Raw genomic sequence first — 18,675 nt, 5'->3', positions numbered from 1 at the left:
CTTCCCCGAGGGTGTCCCGCGGCGGAATCGCTACGGGGTCGGCGAATCCCCACAAACTTTTTTCGAGGCGCTTCGACACAACGGACACCGGCTCACCACTCCACCCAGACGACCTGTACCCCCTCGCCCCTCGTGCGGTTGGAGAAGCTGTGAGCCAAATCATCCGGGCCTGTTCGATCCTTCTTGCCAGCGTGGTCTTTGCCGGCGCCGCCGCCGCGGCCCCGATCGACGCTGGCTTCGTTTACCAGATCCTCGATCACCCCGACGGCGCGCTCGGACCGCCGGGCTACGCGCTGCGCCTCGACGGACTCGACGGCGACGCGTCGAACGACTTCACCTTCTCGGCCGAGACGAACGGCGCCGAGCTCACGCTCGTGTACGACGACACCGCGATGACGCTGACCATCGAAGGCACCGTCTACGGCGGTCAGGTCGAGAACAACATGTACATCGATCCCCAGCTGTGGGACGTGTCCTTCCAGTACGGCGTCGTGAACGATCTGGGCGATGCGCTCGAGGCCGTGCCCGGCACCGGTGTGGGCACGATCACCGCCCTTGGCGCCGGGGGCATGGGCGTCGGTGCCTTCGACCTGAACGAGATCTTCAACCTCGTCGACAAGTCGAACATGTCGGGGCTGGCCTTCCGCCTCGACGAAGGCCACCGCGTGCCCGACGACACCATCACCGGTCACGGCTGGCTCACCCACGACGGCGGCAAGCGCACGTCGTCCCAGGACTGGCTGTTCACCGTGCGCCGCGAGCCCCTGCGCCCGGTCCCCGAGCCGAGCACGCTCGTGCTCCTGGGCGGCGGGCTGATGATGCTGGCGACCAGCACGCGCCACTTCTCGCGCCGCTAGATCCGCTCGCGCGAAGTCGACGGTGAAGCCGTCGCCCGGCGTCCCTCAGCGGACGCCCAGGGCGTCGGCCTCGTCGCGCGTGCCGTTCTGGGGGGCGAGCGGGTCGAGCTCCGGGGCCCGTGCCGGCGCTTCCGCGCGGCGCTGCTGGCGGAAGAATTCCACGATCCGGCGGGTCGTACCGCCGGGCCAGACGTGGCGCCCGTAGGACGTCACGCAGAAGCGCGTCTGAACCTTGCAGCCCATCGCGTCGGCGCAGCCGCGCGGGAGTCCCTTCGGCGGCGACTCACAGGCGTTGTTGTGGGCCCAGTGGGCGAAGCTGGTGACGCCCACCTGAAAGGGGATCAGCTTGTCGCGCTCGTCGTGTTGAACGAGGGCCGGGAGCGGCTGCTGGCAGGTGGTGTCGAGCAGCGGTCCACTGCCGGCGACGGGGGCAATCGCCGCGAGCACGTCGCCACGCAGGCAGCCGAGCAGGTTGGTGAACGAGCCGCCGTTCGAGTAGCCCGTGCTCATCACCCGTCGAGGATCGATGCAATAGCGCTGGGAGACGTCGGCCAGCAGTGCATCGAAGAAGGCGAGGTCGCGGTTGTCGTACTCGCCCAGCGCCACCTGCCAGCCGCGCTCCCGTCGGGGCGAGTGCGGCAGGGTGCGCCGTAGGCCCTGAGCGGCCACCACCACGGCTTCGGGCCAATCGCGGGCGATATCGATGGTGCGCGCGAAGAGCTTCGGATTCTGGCCGAAGGCGTGCCAGGCGAACACGAGGGGAGCCGCTTCCAGGGAATCGGCCTTCGGCCCGACGACGACCTCGTAGTTGCGCTTGTAGCCGAGCACGACCTCGACCTCGTGACGCGAACGCCCGGCCTCGAGACTGCAGCTGCGCCCCGTCTCGGCGGTCGCGCCGAAGGCAAAGGTGGCGACCAGCACCGCTGCGATTGCGCTCCAACCCCGCATGGCGCGCAACGATGGTCCAAGCGCGGCCCGGGCGCCAACCGCGCGCGACCCTCTGCTCCGACGGTATGCTGCCACTCCGGAGGACCCTGTGATGAGCGGATCAGCCCCTACCCTCGACCCGGATCGCCTGAAGATCTTCTCGAAGCAGATCTTCGGTTCGCTCCAGGGCGCGATGACCTCGGCGATGATCTGCCTGGGCGATCGCCTGGGCCTGTATCGGGAGCTGGCGAACGAGGGCCCCGCGACCTCCGAGGAACTCGCGCGCCGCACCGGGCTGCACGAGCGCTGGGTGCGCGAGTGGTTGCACCAGCAGGGCGCTGCGGGCGTCCTCGAACACGAGGGCGAGGGTCGCTTCGCCCTCTCGGCGGAAGGCGCCGCGGTGCTCGCCGACGAGAACCACCCGGCGTTCGGCTGCGGGATGTTCTCGTCGCTGCCCGAGACCATCGCGGTGATCGACAAGCTCCCCGACGCGTTCCGCACGGGGCTCGGTCTCGACTACGATGCACTCGGTCCCGGGGGTGCCGCAGGCGTCGAGCGCGGCTTCGCCCCCTGGTTCCGCACGCTGCTGGTGCCGCTCGCCCTGCCCCGGATCGATGGGCTGGTCCCGGCCCTCGACAAGGGAGTCGCCGTGGCCGACGTCGGCTGCGGCGCCGGCGTGGCGTTGATCGAGATGGCGAAGGCCTACCCCGCGTCCGACTTCCACGGCTACGAGATCTCCCAGTATGCGTTGGAGCGCGCCGCCGAGAACCTGCGCATCGCAGGCGTCTCGAACGTGACCTTCCATGACGCGGCGAAGGACCCGCTGCCGCAAGACGCGCGCTTCGGCTTCGTCACCACCTTCGACTGCCTCCACGACATGACCGACCCCGGCGGCGTCATCGATCAGATCGCGGCGAGCCTGTCTCCCGACGGTGTCTGGCTGATCGCGGACATCAAGGCGAAGGACGGCTACGAGGCGAACGTCGAGCAGAACCCGATGGCCGCGCTCATGTACGGCACCTCGGTGCTCACCTGCTTGTCGTCCTCGCTGTCGGCGCCCGACGGCCTGGGCCTCGGCACGCTCGGTTTCCACGAGGAGCTGGCGCGGCAGATGACGGCGGAGGCCGGCTTCACCGCGTTCGAACCCCTCGACCTGGGCCACCCGGTCAACGCGTTCTACGTCGTGCGGCCCTGACGCGCGTGTCTCGGGTGAGGGTCCGCCGCCGCTAGCCGTCGGCGCCGAAGAGCAGCGGGGCGAGTGCGCGACCGGTGTGGCTCATGGGGTGCTGGGCGACGGTCTCGGGCGTGCCCTCCACCACGATCTCACCGCCCTTCTCCCCGCCTTCGGGGCCGAGATCGATGACATGGTCGGCGGTCTTCACGACGTCGGGGTGGTGCTCGATCACGAGCACCGTGTTGCCCTTGTCGACGAGGGAGGACAGCACGCGGAGCAGCTGCTCGACGTCGGCGGTGTGCAGGCCGGTCGTCGGCTCATCGAGCAGGTAGAGGGTGTTGCCCGTCGCCTTGCGCGAGAGTTCCCGCGCCAGCTTCACGCGCTGGGCCTCGCCCCCGGAGAGCGTCGTTGCCGACTGGCCGAGCGCCAGGTAGCCGAGCCCGACGTCGCGCAGCGCCTCGAGGGGACGTCGCACCGCCGGCACGTTCTCGAAGAGGACGAGCGCCTGTTCGACGCTCGACGCGAGCACGTCGGCGATGCTGTGGTCGTGGTAGCGGATCTCGAGGGTTTCCGGGTTGTAGCGACGGCCGCGACACACCTCGCAGGGCACGAAGTGGTCGGGCAGGAAGTGCATCTCGATGCGCAGGGTGCCGTCGCCCTGACACGCTTCGCAGCGACCGCCCTTCACGTTGAACGAGAAGCGCCCGGGGCCGTAGCCGCGCAGCCGCGCTTCCGGGATCTGATGGAAGACGCGACGGATCGCATCGAAGGCGCCGCTGTAGGTCGCGGGGTTGCTGCGCGGGGTGCGCCCGATCGGCGCCTGGTCGACGGCGATCACCTTGTCGAGCTCCTCGTGGCCCGACATCCGCGCGTGTCGCCCGGGCCGTTGGAGCGCGGCGTGGAGGTTCGCGGCGAGCGCCCGATGCAGCGTGTCGTTGATCAGGGTGGACTTCCCGGAGCCCGAGACACCGGTTACGACGCTGAAGCAGCCCAGAGGGACGCGCAGGGTGACGTCCTTCAGGTTGTTCTCGGCGCAGCCGGTGAGGACCAGCGCACGCTTGCCCGGCGGCCTTCGCCGCGACGGGACGGGCACGCTGCGTCGGCCCGAGAGATACGCGCCGGTCGGGGAATCGTCCGCGGCGGCGATCGCCTCCGGGGTCCCTTCGGCGACGACGTGACCGCCATGCACCCCCGCGCCGGGACCGAGGTCGACGACCCAGTCGGCGCGCCGGATCGTTTCGTCGTCGTGCTCCACGACGAGCACCGAGTTGCCCTGGTCGCGGAGTCGCTCGAGGCTGGCGAGCAGGCGCTGGTTGTCGCGCGGGTGGAGCCCGATCGAGGGTTCGTCGAGGATGTAGAGGACGCCCAGCAGATGAGCCCCGACCTGGGTGGCCAGCCGGATGCGTTGTCCCTCGCCCCCCGAGAGGGAGTTGCTCGGACGGTCGAGGGTCAGGTAGCCGAGCCCCACGTCTTCGAGGAAACCCAGGCGGTCACGGATCTCGCGCAGGACGCGATCGGCGATCGCGCTCTGGCGGGCTTCGAGCTCGAGACCACCGAGCCAGCGCGCGAGCTCGCCGATCGGCAACCCACACAGGGCGTCGATCGGGCGACCGCCGAGGAAAACGCTGCGGGCCTCGGGGCGCAGTCGGCTGCCCTCGCAGGTGGGGCAGGGAAGATCGCTGCGGAAACGTGCCAGGCCCTCGCGATGGCTCTCGTCGCCCTCGCGGAAACGGCGCTCGAGTTCGTCGAGGATGCCATGCCAGGGGAGCGCGACGCGTTGCACGCGACGCCGCCGCGGGACGTCGACGACGAGCTCGGGCGCACCCGTGCCCTCGAGGATGCCGCGCTGCACGCGCTTCGGGAGCGACCCCCAGGGCGTTTCGAGCGACACCTGGTAGTGTTCCGCGAGAGCCTCGAGCAGGGCGCGGTAGTAGCGCGGCGACGCCTTCCCCGACCAGGGTGCGATCGCGCCGGCGCCGAGCGGGAGCGACGGATCCGGTACCACGCGTTCCTGGACGAACTCGGCCCGCGTCCCCAGACCGTCACAGGCGGAGCAGGCGCCATGGGGGCTGTTGAACGAGAAGCTGCGCGGCGCGAGCTCGGGCATCGAGAAGCCGCAGCTCGGACAGGCGTTCTTCTCGGAGAGCAGCCACTCCTCGTCGGGGCCGACCACCAGGGCGAGTCCGTCGGCGAGCTTCAACGCCGTACCCAGCGACTCGTGGAGACGCCCGCGCACGGCTTCCTTCACCGTGATCCGGTCGACGACGATCTCGATGTCGTGGCGCGCCGAGCGCGAGAGCGAGAGGTCGTCTTCGAGGGAGTGGATCTCGCCGTCGATGCGCGCGCGCACGAAGCCCTTGCGGCGGAACTGGGCGAGCTCGCGCTTGTACTGGCCCTTGCGGTCGCGCACTACCGGCGCCATTACGTCGACCCGCACCCCTGTACCGAGGGTGAGAACGCGGTCGGTCATCTGGTCGACGGTCTGGCGGGCGATCGGCAGCGCGCAGTCGGGGCAGGTGGGCGTGCCCGCGCGGGCGTAGAGCAGGCGCAGGTGGTCGTAGATCTCGGTGGCGGTGCCGACGGTCGAGCGCGGATTGCGGCTGGTCGTGCGCTGCTCGATCGCGATCGCCGGCGAGAGGCCGTCGATCGCGTCGACGTCGGGCTTCTGCATCTGGTCGAGGAACTGTCGGGCGTAGGCCGACAGGCTCTCGACGTAGCGCCGCTGTCCTTCCGCGTAGATCGTGTCGAAGGCCAGGCTCGACTTTCCCGATCCCGAGAGACCGGTGATGACCACGAGCCGGTTGCGCGGGATCCGCAGGTCGAAGCCGGCGAGGTTGTGCTCGCGGGCGCCGCGAATCTCGATCGCGTCCGGGCCGCCCCGCTCGGGCGTCACCGGTCGTCGTCGTCTTCGTCGGGACCGATCGGGAAGGTGCGCTCTCCGAAGCGCGCCGCGTCGGCGAAGTACCCGCGCCGTTCGATGTAACTCAGCTCGCGCAGCTCCTCGAGCCAGCTCCGGTACTCGGTCTCGAGCTTCGATTCGTAGAGCTCTCGCGTGAGCGCGGGCTCGGCCTGGGCGAAGGTGACGGGTTCGAGCTCGCGCTGCTCGACGAGCTGCAGCACCGCGCACCCGAAGGGCAGCACGATCACGCCGCTGACTTCGCCGGTTTCGAGGGGTGCCAACGCTTCGCGCATCCAGCTCGCGACCGCGTCGAGGGGCAACCACCCGATGTCGCCTCCGTCGCGCGGCGCGACTTCCGAGACCTCGGCCGCCACCGTCTCGAAGGCTTCGCCTCCTTTGACGACGCGAGCGCGTGCATCGCGGGTTTCCTGACAGGCGACGGCTTCGGTGCGCTGGGTGGGGCCGCCGTAGGCGCGCAGGATCTGTCGGACCCGGACCGAGAGCCCGCCCTGGGGCTGGTCGGCGTAGCGCTGGCTGTAGAGCGCGCGCACTTCGCTCTCTTCCACGTTCACCCGCGGACCGAGCACCGCGTTCACCAGGTTGCGTCGCTCGAAGTCGTGCTTGATCTGGCGGCGGTACTCTTCGACCGACAGGCCGTGGAACACGACGCTCGCGTAGAGCTGTTCGAGGCTCAGACCGTTCTCGGCGGCGATGCCCTGGATGGTCTGGTCGATCTCCTCGTCGCTCGCGGACAGGTCGATGCGGGCGATACGGGCTTCGAGCAGCCGCGACTCGATCAGCCGCTCGAGGCCGTCGGCCCGGAGCTTCGCGATTGCGTCGGGCGGGGCGCCGGCCCGCCGCATCGCCTCTTCCTGGGGCGCCACGGCGCGCAGCACCTCGGAGACGAGCACGATGCGGTCGTCGACCTGGGCCGCGATGCCGTCGATCAGCTCCTCGGCGCCCTGGGCCGGGAGGGCGACCAGGCCGAGCCAGGCGCACAGCGCGGAGAGCGCGCCGAGGCGGAACCAGGGGGTGAGCGAGCGGGATCCGAGCACGGCCAGAGCATAACGGCACCGCCCCGCCCGGTCGTTCCGGCGGGTGTGCTCGCGCCGGGCCTGCCAGGGCCTACCCTCCTGGCGTGCCGGCCCCCGAGTACGTCGATCCCGCGATCCGCCACGAAACCGTTCGCGCGAACGAGCTCGATTTCCACGTCGCCAGCTGCGGCGAGGGCGACCGGCTGGCCCTGTGCCTCCACGGCTTTCCCGAGAGCTGGTACTCCTGGCGGCATCAGCTGCCCCTGCTGGCTGCCCAGGGGTTTCGCGCCTGGGCGCCGGACCTGCGCGGCTACGGCGATACCGAACGTCCGCCCCGCATGCAGGACTACGCCCTCGAGGCGCTGATGGAGGACGTCGCCGGGCTCATCGAAGCGTCCGGAGCGCGCGAGGTCACCCTGCTGGCCCACGATTGGGGGGCGATCATCGCCTGGGCCTTCGCCATGCACGGGCGCCTGCCCCTCGACCGCCTCGCGATCTTCAACGTGCCCCACCCGGCCGCCTTCCGGGAGCGCGTGTCGTTCGCCCAACTCCGGCGTTCCTGGTACATGCTCTTCTTCCAGCTACCGCGGATTCCCGAGTGGGTGCTCGGTCGCGACGACTGCGCGTTCGTCGCCGAGGCCTTCCGCCGCACCTGCGCCCACCCCGAACAGTTCCCGGATGCCGTCTGCGAGACCTACCGCGCGTCGGCCGCGCAGCCGGGCGCACGGACGGCGATGGTGAACTACTACCGGGCGCTGATTCGCGGTGGGGGCAGCCGCCGACTCGCGGCGCGTGGGATCCCGCGGATCGAGATCCCCACCCTCTTCGTCTGGGGGGTCCAGGACATCGCGCTCACCCTCGCCACCACCTTCGGCACCGAGCGTCACGTCCCCGATCTGACCCTTCGCTACCTGCCCGACGCCTCCCATTGGGTGCAGCAGGACGAGCCCGAACGGGTCAACGAGATGCTCGCAGCCTGGCTGGAAGGGAAACCGGTGCCTTTCGCCCCCGGTTGCGCGGCGCTCGACCTCCCGCCGGGGTCGCCGGGTCGGCCGTCGCTGGGCGCTGGCGCCTGAGCGCGGCCGGGCCAAAACCTCAACGCGCCCGTCCGCTTGGCCGATGTACATTCGGCAAGAGGAGGGGTTTCCGTGATCATCAGCAACACCGAACAGGTTCCCGGCCGCACGATCTCGAAGTTCTTCGGCGTGGTCTCCGGCAGCACCGTGCGCACCAAGCACATCGGCCGCGATCTGATGGCCAGCTTCAAGAACATCTTCGGCGGTGAGCTCAAGGGCTACACCGAACTGCTCAAGGAGAGTCGCGAGGACGCGCTCGAGCGGATGATGGAAGAGGCGCGCAGCCTTGGCGCGAACGCCGTGGTGAACGTGCGCTTCTCGACGTCGTCGGTGGCGCAAGGTGCAGCCGAGCTCTTCGCCTACGGCACCGCCGTTCAGGTGGACTAGAGATGATCGAGCTGATCATCCAGCTCGTCCTGCCGCTCGCTCTGCTGGCGGTGGCGTACATCTCGGGCCGACTCATCGAACGCAGCCACTACCGCAGCATTCGGTCGCGCGAAGCCGAGCTGCGCAACATGCCGGCGGTGACCTTCAAGCAGGTACCCAAGGGATGGGACGTCGAGCGTTCCGACCTGGTGACGGGCAGCGTCGTGGTCTCCGTCGACCATTTCAAGCGCTTCCTGGCGGGTTTGCGGATGGTCTTCGGCGGTCGCGTCAAGAGCTACGAGTCGCTGTTGGACCGCGCCCGCCGCGAAGCGCTCCTGCGTTGCAAGGAACACGCGCAGTCGCGGGGCTTCCAGGCGATCGTCAACGTGCGCCTCGAAACGACGCGCATGGCCAGTTCTCGCCGTCAGGGCAAGGCCACCGCGGGTGTGGAAGTGCTGGCCTTCGGGACGGGTCTGCGGCTGCGCCGCGAGCCCGCCTAGCGCGTGGAGTTCGAGGGGCGCCTTCCGGAAGAAGGCATCAACACCAGCAAGGAGCACCCGCTCCGCGAGTTCTTCGTGCTGGTGGGGGGCCTCGTCGGTGGCGCCGTGCTGTTCGTGACCGTGGTCGCGGTCTCGATCGATCTGTTGGTTCCGCTGCTTCCTCCGAGCTGGGAAGTCCGAATCTTCTCCGCGGACTGGCTCGCGCCCGACGCCGAGGGCGAAAGCGAGCCGCGTGACGTGGCGCTCCAGGAGCTCCTCGACCGGCTCCTCGCGCACGCGCCCGAGTCGCCGTACACGTTCCGCGTCGGGGTGCTCGAAGATCCCCAGCCGAACGCGATGGCGTTCCCGGGCGGCTCGATCCTGGTGACCAGCGGGTTGCTCGACGCCGTCGAGAGTGAAAACGAACTCGCGCTGGTGCTGGGTCACGAGCTCGGCCACTACGCCGGGCGCGATCACCTGCGCGGACTCGGGCGCAGCCTGGCCTGGGCCTTCGTCGCGGCGGCCCTCGGCTCGAGTGGCGCAGACGTGGCCACGGGCCTGGCCGACCTCGCCGCTCAGGTCACCCAGCGCGGCTTCGACCGCGACCAGGAGAGCGACGCCGATCGCTTCGGGCTCGCGCTCGTGCAGGCCGAGTACGGTCACGTGGCGGGCGCGTCGGATTTCTTCACGCGCGGCCCGGACGACCTCTTCACCGCCGGGTTCGGGGGCGAACTCGAGAGCTACCTCTCGACCCATCCGATGGACGACGACCGGATCGAGGCGCTCCACCGCGAAGCCCAGCGCCGCGGCTGGACCCTCGACGGCACGACCCGACCGCTGGCCGCCGTACTGCGCTCGCCCGCCGACGACGGGGACGACGCCGAGGTCCCGAGCGAGAGCGAGTCCCTCTTCGAGTAGGGCGCCTCAGCGTTCGTCGAGGACCGCCGTGCGCACCGCCGCCTGGACGTCCTCGCCTCCGCTGCGCTTCCAGCTCCCGTCGGGTCCGAGTTCCCAGACGTCTGCGTTCGGGTCGAGGTAGGTATCGATCAGGCGATCGATGCGCTGGGCGAGGTCGGGGGCTTCGACCGGTACCAGCGCTTCCACGCGCAGGTCGAGGTTGCGCTGCATCCAGTCGGCCGAGCCGATCCAGGTTTCGGCGTCGTCGTCGGGGGCCCCGAAGCGGTACAGGCGGGAGTGCTCGAGGTAGCGGCCGAGGACCGAACGCACCCGGATGTTCTCGGAGAGCCCGGGGACGCCCGGACGCAGGCAGCAGATGCCGCGCACGATCAGGTCGATCTCCGCGCCGCCCGCCGCGGCGCCGTAGAGCGCACCGATGAGGTCGGGATCCGAGAGACCGTTCATCTTCGCGAAGATACGCCCACCCGGTTTGCCCTGCGCCGCGATGCGTTCCACGAGACCCGGTCGCAGGTCTTCGGGGGCGACCAGCAGGCGCTCGTAGTGACGCGACCCGCTCCCGCTGGTGAGTCGCTGGAAGAGCTCGGCGACGTCGCGGGTGATGTCTTCACGGCTCGTGAAGAGTCCGAGATCTTCATAGACGCGCGCCGTGGCGGGGTTGTAGTTGCCCGTCCCGACGTGGCAGTAGCGCCGCAGGCGTCCGGCTTCCTCGCGCACCACGAAGGCGAGCTTCGCGTGCGTCTTCAACCCGAGCACGCCGTAGACCACGTGGGCGCCCGCGCGCTCGAGGGAGCGCGCCCGTTCCAGGTTCGCGGCCTCGTCGAAGCGCGCCTGCAGCTCGACCAACACGACGATCTGTTTGCCGCGCGAGGCCGCGCCCTGCAGGGCCTGGACGATCGAGCTCTCGGAGCCGCCGGTCCGATAGAGGGTCGACATGATCACCCGCACCGCCGGGTCGTTCGCCGCCGCCGACAGGAAGGCTTCGACCGAGCCTTCGAAGCTCTCGTAGGGGTGATGCACCAGGACGTCACGGGCGCGCAGCGCGCCGAACAGGGTGTCGGGGTCCGAGCGCCCGGGCTTCGACCGCAGCACTTCCTTCGGTGTCCAGGCCACGTCCTTGTGTTCGGCGGGGCCGCGCGCGAAGAGTTCCCAGAGTCCGCCGAGATCGAGCAGGCCCTCGGTGACGTAGACCTCGTCGGTGTCGAGCTTGAGCTCGTCGATCAGCAGGTCGCCGATGCGCTCGTCCAGATCGGCACTCACCTCGAGGCGCACGGCGTCACTCGCCCGGATGCGCCGGCGCAGCCCGGCCTCGACGGCCCGCACCAGATCGCCGGCGCCGCGATCGCCGCGGTCGCCGAGTTCGAGGTCGGCGTCGCGGGTCACACGGAAGAAGGCGGCGCTGTCGATCTCGTCTTCGGGAAACAGCCGCGGCAGGTGGGCGCGGATCACGTCTTCCACCGGCGCATAGCGCCCCTCGCCGATTTCCCACCAGCGCGGGAGGAAGGGCGGCACTTTCACGCGCGCGAGGCGGCGTCCGGAACCGTCGCCGGCGCGGACGAAGGCACCCACCGACAACGACAGGCCCGACACGAAGGGGAAGGGGTGGGCCAGGTCGACACCGAGTGGGATCAGCACCGGCTGGATCTGCTCTTCGAAGGGAGCGATCGAGCGGCTCTGCTCGTCCGCCGACAGCTCCTCCCAGCGCACGATCTCGAGGCCGATCTCGCGCAGCGCCGGGCGCAGCTCGTGATCGAAGCAGTCCTGGGCGAGGGCGGTCAGCTCGAGGACCACTTCTCGAATGCGTCGCAGCTGCTCGCCCGGGGTGAGCCCATCGGGGGAAGGCGACTCCGCAGCGCCTTCCGCCAGATCCTGGAGGTCCGAGACCCGGACCTGGAAGAACTCGTCCAGGTTCTGGGAAAAGATCGCGAGGAACTTCGCGCGCTCGAGGACCGGGCGATCCGGGTCCCGGGCGAGCTCGAGCACGCGGCGGTTGAAGTCGAGCCAGGAGAGCTCGCGGTTGATCAGCTGCTCGGCGCTCGGGCGCATGCTCCGAAGGTACTCCAGCCTCGCCAGGTCTTTCCCCGGGTTCGGGGGCTCCGTGATTTCCTGGATCGGCGCGCGGGGTCGCGGGCTGAACGCGCCGGCGTCAGCCCGCCGCCGAACCCAGCGAAGCGGCCGGGCCGCCGGATTCGAGGCGCAAGGCCTCGGCGTCCGGGTAGGCCGCACGGGCTTCGTCGAGCAGCCGGTCGGCTTCGGCGTGGCGTTCCGCCCCGCGCAGGGCGCGCACCATGCCGAGCGCCGAGCGCCAGGTGGCCACACCCGGCGAAGGCGCCTGTACCCGCGCCGGCCCTTCGACGCTGCGGCAGGCGGCGAACCAGCCCAGGGCGGCGTCCCAGGCGCATCGCTCGAGACACACGAGCCCCTGCACGAAGCCGAAGTTGGCGGTGGGCGCGTCGGTCGTGCCCTCCGCCAGGCGCCGCGCCGCGCGCTCGAGGTCACGGTCCTGCAGGTGCTCGTAGGCGCACAGGGCGAAGGCCTCGGTCATCCAGGCGAAGCGCGCGCGTTCCGCGGCGGGACGGGTGAGGAGCGTGTCGCACAGCGCGTCGAGTGCTGCGACGGCTCGCGTGCGGTCCTCCAGCCCGCGCAGGAAGTCGGCGTGCTTGTAGCGCGTGAAGAGATCGTCGGGGTCGTCGCGCAGGGCGAGTTCGTAGAGGCGCAGGGTGCGCTCGGTCTTGCGCTTGCGCGCCCAGGTATCCGGGGTGTAGCCCGTGTGTTCGATCACGAAGCCGTCGCAGAGCCGCAGCCGCTCGCCCATCTGCTCGGAGCGCGCGTCGAAGGCCGGCCCGAGCCGATTGTGGATGCGCCCGACGTAGCGGTGTTCGGGCGCGGCGCGGAAGAGGCGCAGCGCCCAGCTCTCGCCCCCCGCGCTCCCGACGTCCACGATGCGCGCCAACGCTCCGAGCGTCCGCGTGCCCGGCGTGTCGTGGGCGCCGGCGGCGATTTCGCGCAGCACCGCCGCCGAGCCGGGTGCCAGGGTCTCGTCGGCGTCGAGGATCAGGATCCAGCGCCCGCGCGCCAGCGCGAGGGAGTGGTTCCGAGCCTCGGCAAACGAATCGTTCCAAGGGTGTTCGGCGAGACGCGCGCCATGGGCGGCCGCGATCGCGACGGTGCGGTCGCGGGAGCCCGTGTCGACCACGCAGATCTCGTCGACGGCGTCCGCCGCCGACGCGAGGCAGCGTGCGAGCTGCGCCTCCTCGTCGCGCACGATCATGCAAAGTGAAAGGGTCGGCCGATCGGCCACGGCGCGCAGGACTCCTCGCGGCGGGAGGGGCCTGCGCTCTATCGACGCACCCGGGCGGCGAATGAAGGCTCGCTCGGGCGCCTTCGACGTGCGACGAATCAGCCCGCCAGGTTCGTCATGACCCGGCGCGCGGTGGCGAAGAGATCGGCAGGCGCGCGTCCCTTCGGCGCGGGCGCCAGGATCTTGTGGCCCGGCGTGACCCGGATCCCTCCGCCGGCCTGGGCCATCAGGCGCAACAGACGCTGGGGGTCGACGCGACTCTCGGGCGCCGCCGTGAGCACGATCTCGCCGTTCGCGAGATCGACGGTCGCCACGCCGAGCGCACGCGCCTGGATCTTCAGGCGGATCACTTCGACCAGGTGCATCGCGTCGTCGGGGAGAGTCCCGTAGCGGTCGAGAATCTCGTCGCGCAGGCGATCGAGCTCTTCGTCGCTCCGACAGCTCGCGAGCCGCTTGTAGAGCACGAGGCGTTCGTTGACCGTGGGGACGTAGGCTTCGGGCAGACGCGCCGGTACGGGCAAGCGGATCTCCGGGTCGACCTCGGTGTGGTGGGCCACCCCGCGCATCTCGTCGATGGTCTCCTCGAGCATCTCCATGAACGTGTCGTAGCCGACGCTGGCGAGGTTCCCCGATTGCTCGGCGCCGAGCAGATTGCCCGCGCCGCGGATCTCGAGGTCGAGGTTCGCCAGGCGGAAACCCCCGCCGAGCTCCGAGAGGTCCTGGATCGCTTCGAGCCGCTTGCGCGCATCGTTGGAGAGCGCGTCGGGCGCGTGCACCATCAGGTACGCGTAGGCCCGCTGGGTGCTGCGCCCGACCCGTCCTCGCAGCTGGTAGAGCTGGGCCAGGCCGAGGCGGTCGGCGCGGTTCACGATGATCGTGTTCGCCTGGGGGTTGTCGACGCCGCTCTCGATGATCGTCGTGCACAGGAGGACGTCGGCCTCGCCATGCATGAACGCGAGCGTGCGCTTCTCGAGCTCGCGTTCGGGCAGCTGGCCGTGGGCGACAATCACGCGCGCCTCGGGGACGATCTTCGCGAGGGTGTCCGCCATGGCGCCGATCGTCTGCACGCGGTTGTGCACCATGTAGACCTGCCCACCGCGTCGCATCTCGCGCAGGATGGCTTCGCGCATCAGCTCTTCCGAGTAGCGTCCTACCTGGGTGCGGATCGCCAGGCGATCGGCAGGCGGCGTGTCGATCACCGATAGATCGCGCAGGCCGGTGAACGCGAGCTGGAGCGTGCGCGGGATCGGCGTGGCGGTCAGCGTGAGCACGTCGACGGTCTTCTTGAGCTGCTTGATGCGCTCCTTGTGCGAGACACCGAAGCGGTGTTCCTCGTCGATCACGAGCAGTCCGAGATCGCGGAACTGGATGTTCTTCTGCAGCACCCGGTGGGTTCCCACGACGACGTCGATCGAGCCGTCCGCCAACCCCTCGCGCACCTGCTTGCTCTTCTGAGCGGTCTGGAATCGCGACAGGGCGGCAATCTTGATCGGATAGCCCTCGAAGCGCTGGCGGAAGGTCTCTTCGTGCTGTTGGCAGAGGATCGTGGTCGGGACGAGCACGGCCACCTGCTTGCCGTCGAGGGCAGCCCGGAAGGCGGCGCGCACCGCGACCTCGGTCTTGCCGTAGCCGACGTCGCCGCAGACGATCCGGTCCATCGGTTTGCCGCGCTGCATGTCCGAGAGCGTGTCTTCGATGGCGGCGAGCTGGTCCGGAGTCTCGTCGTAGGGGAAGGTCGCCTCGAACTCCTCCTGGAGTCGATCGCGCGGAGAGAAGCGAAAGCCCGGCGCCAACTCACGCGCGGCATGCACGCTGAGCAGCTCACGGGCCAGGTGGCGCAGCGACTTCTGCACCGACTTCTTCGCCTTGTTCCAGCTGGCACCGCCGAGCTTGTCGATGCGCGGCGCATGCCCGTCGGAGCCGGCGTAGCGCTGCACCTGGCTCATGCGGTGGACCGGCAGGAACAGCCGCGCGCCTTCCGCGTACTCGATCCGCAGGAACTCGCCCGCGATGCCGCGCATCTCGAGATCGACGAGGCCGCGGTAGATGCCGATGCCGTGCTCGGCGTGCACGAGATAATCGCCGGTGGCGAGCTGGCCGAGACTCTCGAGCGCCGCGCTACCGGGCCAGGCGGGGTTCGTGCGGCGCTTCTTCGCGCGCGGCCCGAACACCTCTTCTTCGGTGACGACCGCGAGTCGCTCGTTCGGAAGCGCGAAACCGCCCGTGAGCGCCACCGTTCGGATCTCGACGCGGCCGGGTCCCGACCAGCGCCAGACGGGGCGCGGCTCGGTCTCGACCCGCGCATCGACGCCATAGTCGGTCAACAGACCCCGCAGGCGCTCGGCGTGGGAGAGGGAGCCCACCGCGAGCACCACGCGGTAGCGCTCCCCGCGCCAGGCAACGATGCGTTCGGCGAGGGGTGCGAGGGCCTGTTCGCTGGTGCGCACGCGCGCCAGGGACTGACGCAGGGGGTCCTGACTCTTGGCGGCGATCTCGATGCGTTCCGAACCGCCGGGCGGATCGGCGAGATCGAGGTCGTCGAGCACGACGGGCTTGCGCGCAAACACCATCGCCTCGAGCTCTTCGGGGCCGAGCGCGAGTTCGCCGGGTTCGCAGACCAGGCGTCCGCTCTCGCGCGCGAGTGCGTGGTTCTCGAGGGACTCCTCCGCGTACCGCAGCAGCCGCTTGCGGCTGGCTTCGAGGTCGTCGACGACGATCTGGGTGTCCACGGGGAGGAAGTCGAAGACGGTCTCGGTGCCGGGCAAGAGCAGCGGGGTGAGCGCCTCGGCCCCCGGCGGGACGTGTCCTCGCAGCAGGCCGTCGATCAGCTCGTCGGCGGTGCGCGCGGGCACGCCCTGCTTCGCGGCGAGTTCGCGCAGGGCGTCTCCGTGCTCGATCACGAAGGAGCGGTCGGGGAGCAGGTCGCGGGGCGGGGGTGCCACCATTTGACCGAGGGGGGTCTGGCTGCGCTGGCTGGCGGCGTCGAACTCGCGGATCGATTCCACCTCGTCGCCGAAGAGCTCGATCCGCACCGGGGCGTTCCGGTGGGGCGGGAAGAGATCGAGGATCCCGCCGCGCACGGCGAGCTCGCCGCGCTCTTCGACGAGCGGCATGCGCGCATAGCCGGCGTGGAGCAGCGTTTCGACGAGGGCGTCCCGGTCGATCGTCTGGCCGAGCTCGAGGTGCACGGCGCGGCCCCGCACCAGCGAGCGCGTGGGAATTCGCGGGGCCAGCGCCGTCCAGGGTGCGACCACGATGGGGGCCGGGTCGCCGGTGGGCGTGTCGGGACCGGGCGGGGGGCTCGCCAGCCAGCGATAGAGGACGTCCATGCGCTGGGCGACCACGAAGGGCTGGGGCGAGAAACGCTCGTAGGGCTGGGTGTCGTAGCGTGGGAAGACGCGCAGCCGCTCGTCCTCGGGCGTCGCACCGAGCGCCGCACCGAGGTCCTGGAGGAAGGCGTCGCAGGCCTTGGCGGTCGGGACCAGCACGAGGGTCGGCCGGTCGCCGTGGCGCCGCGCGAGGTGCGCCGCGACGACGGCCCGGGACGCGCCGCGCAGCCCCACCAGGCGCGTGGTGCGCTCGCGCGTGAGCAGGCCCTCGGCGAACGCATCGAGGCGCTCGGGGGAGCCGTTTCCCTCCGAGTTCGCGTCACGCGCTGCTTCGGTCTTCTCGGCCTCATTCGTCGGAGGGACCACGGATTCTCCACGCAAGAGAGCCCCGTCACCCCCACCGCGGGGTGGGGGTGCGAGACGCGAGGGAGGGTAGGCCCCGCACCGCGCCCGGCCAATCGTCAGCGGCCGGAGGGTCCCGCGCCCGAATGGCTTCCCGCGCGGGTCGGGAACCCGGCTCGATGGACCCGAGAGGAGTTCGCGATGGACCCGAGCGGGGTTCGCGATTGACCCCAGATATGTTTGCCGTCATATTTCGTGTGGTCTACTCCGGTCGTCGAAACCGTGAACCCCAAGGCCTGAACCCCGCACGGGCCCAGGCCCCGAGGAGCCACCGATGACCGCCGAGAATCCCGTGACTGCCCAGAACCCCATGACCGCTCAGAAGATCGCCGACGCCTACTACGCCAACTTCACCGCGAAGTCCGATTTCCAGGACGTCCCGATGTCCGAGAAGCTGCACTTCCAGAGCCCGATGATGGCGCTCGATGGTCCCGAAGCGTTCCGCGGCGCCCTGACGGGTCTCCTCGCACGCTTCCAGGGCCTGGACATTCGGCATCAGCACGCGTCGTCGGACACGGTCGTCACCGTCTACGACTTCGACCTCGGCCTACCGGACGGTCCGGTGCCGATGGCGGAGGTCCTTACCGTGGAGCACGACGCCCTGTCGCGTGTCGAGTTGATCTTCGACGCCAAGCGGCTGGCGCCGCCCGCCTGATCCGCGCGCGTTTCGCAGACGCGCGCTCTCGATTGGAGATCCGTGCCGGATTCCCCCGAGCTTGCCGAACTGCTGACCCCGGGCCGCGTGGCGGTGCTCACGATGGAGCTGCAGCGCGGCGTCGCGGGCGACCTCTCGGTGATGGCGCCACTGGTCGCCGCCGTGGCCGAGGCGCGCGTGGTGGAACACACCGCCGCGTTGCTCGACGCCGCGCGCGCGCGGGACATCTCGGTCGTGCACTGTCGCGCTGCCTTCCGGCCGGACCGCTCGGGTTCCTACGCGAACGTTCCCATGGTGAATCGACTCCTCGAGAACCCGGATCACCTGACCGTCGACACGCCGCCCGCCGAGCTCATCCCCGCGCTGGGTCCCGCTCCCGGCGATCTCGACTCGCTGCGGCTGCACGGCATGTCGCCCTTTCACGGCACGTCGCTCGACCCGCTGCTCCGCAGCGCGGGCGTGGATACGGTGATCGCGACGGGCGTATCGCTGAATGTCGGGATTCCCGGTCTGGTGATCGAGGCGCTGAACCACGGCTATCACGTCGTGCTGCCCACCGATTGCGTGGTCGGCCACCCGGTGGACTACGGCGAAGCCGTACTGCAGAACACGCTCGCGCGGATCACGCACCAGACGCGGTCCGACGTGATCGTGGAGCACTGGAAGACCTGACGTGGGCTACAGCGCCGAACACGTCGAACGTACGCGCGAACGCATCCTCGCGTCGGCCGCGCGTCTGTTCCGTCGCAAGGGGTTCGATGCCGCTGGGATCGACGAGATCATGGCGGGCGCCGGGCTGACGCGCGGCGGGTTCTACGCCCACTTCCAATCGAAGGCGGATCTGTTCGCGGCAGTGCTCGGCGAAGAACTGGAGTTCGCCGCGCGCCTGCGTTCCGCACGCGAAGGGGTACCGGACGCCTCGGACGCCGCCGCCCTGCATGCGATCCGCCACTACCTCGCGCCGGACCAGCTGCCGCGCATCGCTGCGGGGTGCACGATGGTCGCGAGCGCCGCCGACATCGCCCGCGCTCCGAAGCGCGCGCGAAAGGCCTTCACCGACGGATTCGAGAGCCTCGTCGACGAGTTCGAACACCTGGCGGGCGGCCCGGAACGCCGCGCCCAGGCGCTCGCCGCCGTGGCGACTTGTGTCGGTGGGGTCGCGTTGGCGCGGACCTTCACCGACCCGTCCCTCGCCGAGGCCCTGCTGGCCGCCTGCCACGAAGTGATCGAGGCCCAGCTCGGAAGGTCCTGACAGTTCCGC

The 18,675-nt window shown here is 70.2% G+C and carries 15 protein-coding genes; 9 read left to right on the top strand and 6 right to left on the bottom strand.

Translation table 11 applies throughout. The features are described from left to right. Positions 1 to 149 precede the first annotated feature (149 nt). Complete coding sequence (locus AAF430_05140; GenBank protein ID MEM7409609.1) at positions 150 to 857, top strand: PEP-CTERM sorting domain-containing protein; 708 nt, start codon at positions 150 to 152, stop codon at positions 855 to 857. A 45-nt stretch (positions 858 to 902) separates the two neighbouring features. Here AAF430_05140 and AAF430_05135 read toward each other — a convergent pair whose 3' ends face one another. Continuing rightward, positions 903 to 1,805 carry a hypothetical protein gene (locus AAF430_05135; GenBank protein ID MEM7409608.1) on the bottom strand — a complete coding sequence of 301 codons (903 nt, stop codon included), beginning with the start codon at positions 1,803 to 1,805 and terminating at the stop codon, positions 903 to 905. 91 nt (positions 1,806 to 1,896) lie between these two features. Here AAF430_05135 and AAF430_05130 point away from each other — a divergent pair, with 91 nt between their 5' ends. Further along, a complete protein-coding gene (locus AAF430_05130) occupies positions 1,897 to 2,979 on the top strand; it encodes a methyltransferase domain-containing protein (protein ID MEM7409607.1) in 1,083 nt (360 codons plus the stop codon). Between the two features lie 31 nt (positions 2,980 to 3,010). Here the strand turns inward: AAF430_05130 and uvrA are convergent, their stop codons facing one another. After that, complete coding sequence (gene uvrA / locus AAF430_05125; protein ID MEM7409606.1) at positions 3,011 to 5,851, bottom strand: excinuclease ABC subunit UvrA; 2,841 nt, start codon at positions 5,849 to 5,851, stop codon at positions 3,011 to 3,013. Continuing rightward, a complete protein-coding gene (locus tag AAF430_05120; protein MEM7409605.1) occupies positions 5,848 to 6,912 on the bottom strand; it encodes a SurA N-terminal domain-containing protein in 1,065 nt (354 codons plus the stop codon). Before AAF430_05120 ends, uvrA begins: the two co-directional genes overlap by 4 nt. 83 nt (positions 6,913 to 6,995) lie before the next feature. On the opposite strand from AAF430_05120, the gene AAF430_05115 reads away from it, so the two are divergent. The 4 genes from AAF430_05115 (at position 6,996) to AAF430_05100 (ending at position 9,730) form a co-directional block, all read left to right on the top strand. Beyond that, a complete protein-coding gene (locus AAF430_05115; GenBank protein ID MEM7409604.1) occupies positions 6,996 to 7,967 on the top strand; it encodes an alpha/beta fold hydrolase in 972 nt (323 codons plus the stop codon). 72 nt (positions 7,968 to 8,039) lie between these two features. Further along, positions 8,040 to 8,354 carry a YbjQ family protein gene (locus AAF430_05110; GenBank protein ID MEM7409603.1) on the top strand — a complete coding sequence of 105 codons (315 nt, stop codon included), beginning with the start codon at positions 8,040 to 8,042 and terminating at the stop codon, positions 8,352 to 8,354. A gap of 2 nt (positions 8,355 to 8,356) precedes the next feature. Continuing rightward, positions 8,357 to 8,833, top strand: a complete 477-nt coding sequence (locus tag AAF430_05105; protein MEM7409602.1) for a heavy metal-binding domain-containing protein — start codon at positions 8,357 to 8,359, stop codon at positions 8,831 to 8,833. 3 nt (positions 8,834 to 8,836) lie between these two features. After that, positions 8,837 to 9,730, top strand: coding sequence for a M48 family metallopeptidase (locus AAF430_05100; protein MEM7409601.1), 894 nt, complete (start codon positions 8,837 to 8,839; stop codon positions 9,728 to 9,730). 6 nt (positions 9,731 to 9,736) lie between these two features. Here the strand turns inward: AAF430_05100 and ppk1 are convergent, their stop codons facing one another. From ppk1 to mfd, 3 genes are all read right to left on the bottom strand, one after another. Then, positions 9,737 to 11,773, bottom strand: a complete 2,037-nt coding sequence (ppk1, locus tag AAF430_05095; GenBank protein ID MEM7409600.1) for a polyphosphate kinase 1 — start codon at positions 11,771 to 11,773, stop codon at positions 9,737 to 9,739. A 100-nt stretch (positions 11,774 to 11,873) separates the two neighbouring features. Then, complete coding sequence (locus AAF430_05090) at positions 11,874 to 13,028, bottom strand: glycosyltransferase family 2 protein (protein ID MEM7409599.1); 1,155 nt, start codon at positions 13,026 to 13,028, stop codon at positions 11,874 to 11,876. Between the two features lie 98 nt (positions 13,029 to 13,126). Beyond that, positions 13,127 to 16,723 (bottom strand): transcription-repair coupling factor, encoded by a 3,597-nt coding sequence (gene mfd, locus AAF430_05085; GenBank protein ID MEM7409598.1) that lies wholly within the window; start codon positions 16,721 to 16,723, stop codon positions 13,127 to 13,129. A gap of 310 nt (positions 16,724 to 17,033) precedes the next feature. On the opposite strand from mfd, the gene AAF430_05080 reads away from it, so the two are divergent. The 3 genes from AAF430_05080 to AAF430_05070 are packed head-to-tail and all read left to right on the top strand — an operon-like array spanning position 17,034 to position 18,666. Next, a complete protein-coding gene (locus AAF430_05080) occupies positions 17,034 to 17,414 on the top strand; it encodes a nuclear transport factor 2 family protein (protein MEM7409597.1) in 381 nt (126 codons plus the stop codon). A 42-nt stretch (positions 17,415 to 17,456) separates the two neighbouring features. After that, positions 17,457 to 18,086 carry an isochorismatase family protein gene (locus AAF430_05075; GenBank protein MEM7409596.1) on the top strand — a complete coding sequence of 210 codons (630 nt, stop codon included), beginning with the start codon at positions 17,457 to 17,459 and terminating at the stop codon, positions 18,084 to 18,086. A gap of 1 nt (position 18,087) precedes the next feature. Next, positions 18,088 to 18,666 (top strand): TetR/AcrR family transcriptional regulator, encoded by a 579-nt coding sequence (locus AAF430_05070; protein MEM7409595.1) that lies wholly within the window; start codon positions 18,088 to 18,090, stop codon positions 18,664 to 18,666. The last annotated feature ends 9 nt before the right edge of the window (positions 18,667 to 18,675 follow it).

Source organism: Myxococcota bacterium, from assembly GCA_039030075.1.
Classification (GTDB): domain Bacteria; phylum Myxococcota_A; class UBA9160; order UBA9160; family SMWR01; genus JAHEJV01.
The sequence above is the reverse complement of the archived record's forward strand: the minus strand, read 5'-3'. Positions and strand labels throughout refer to the sequence as shown.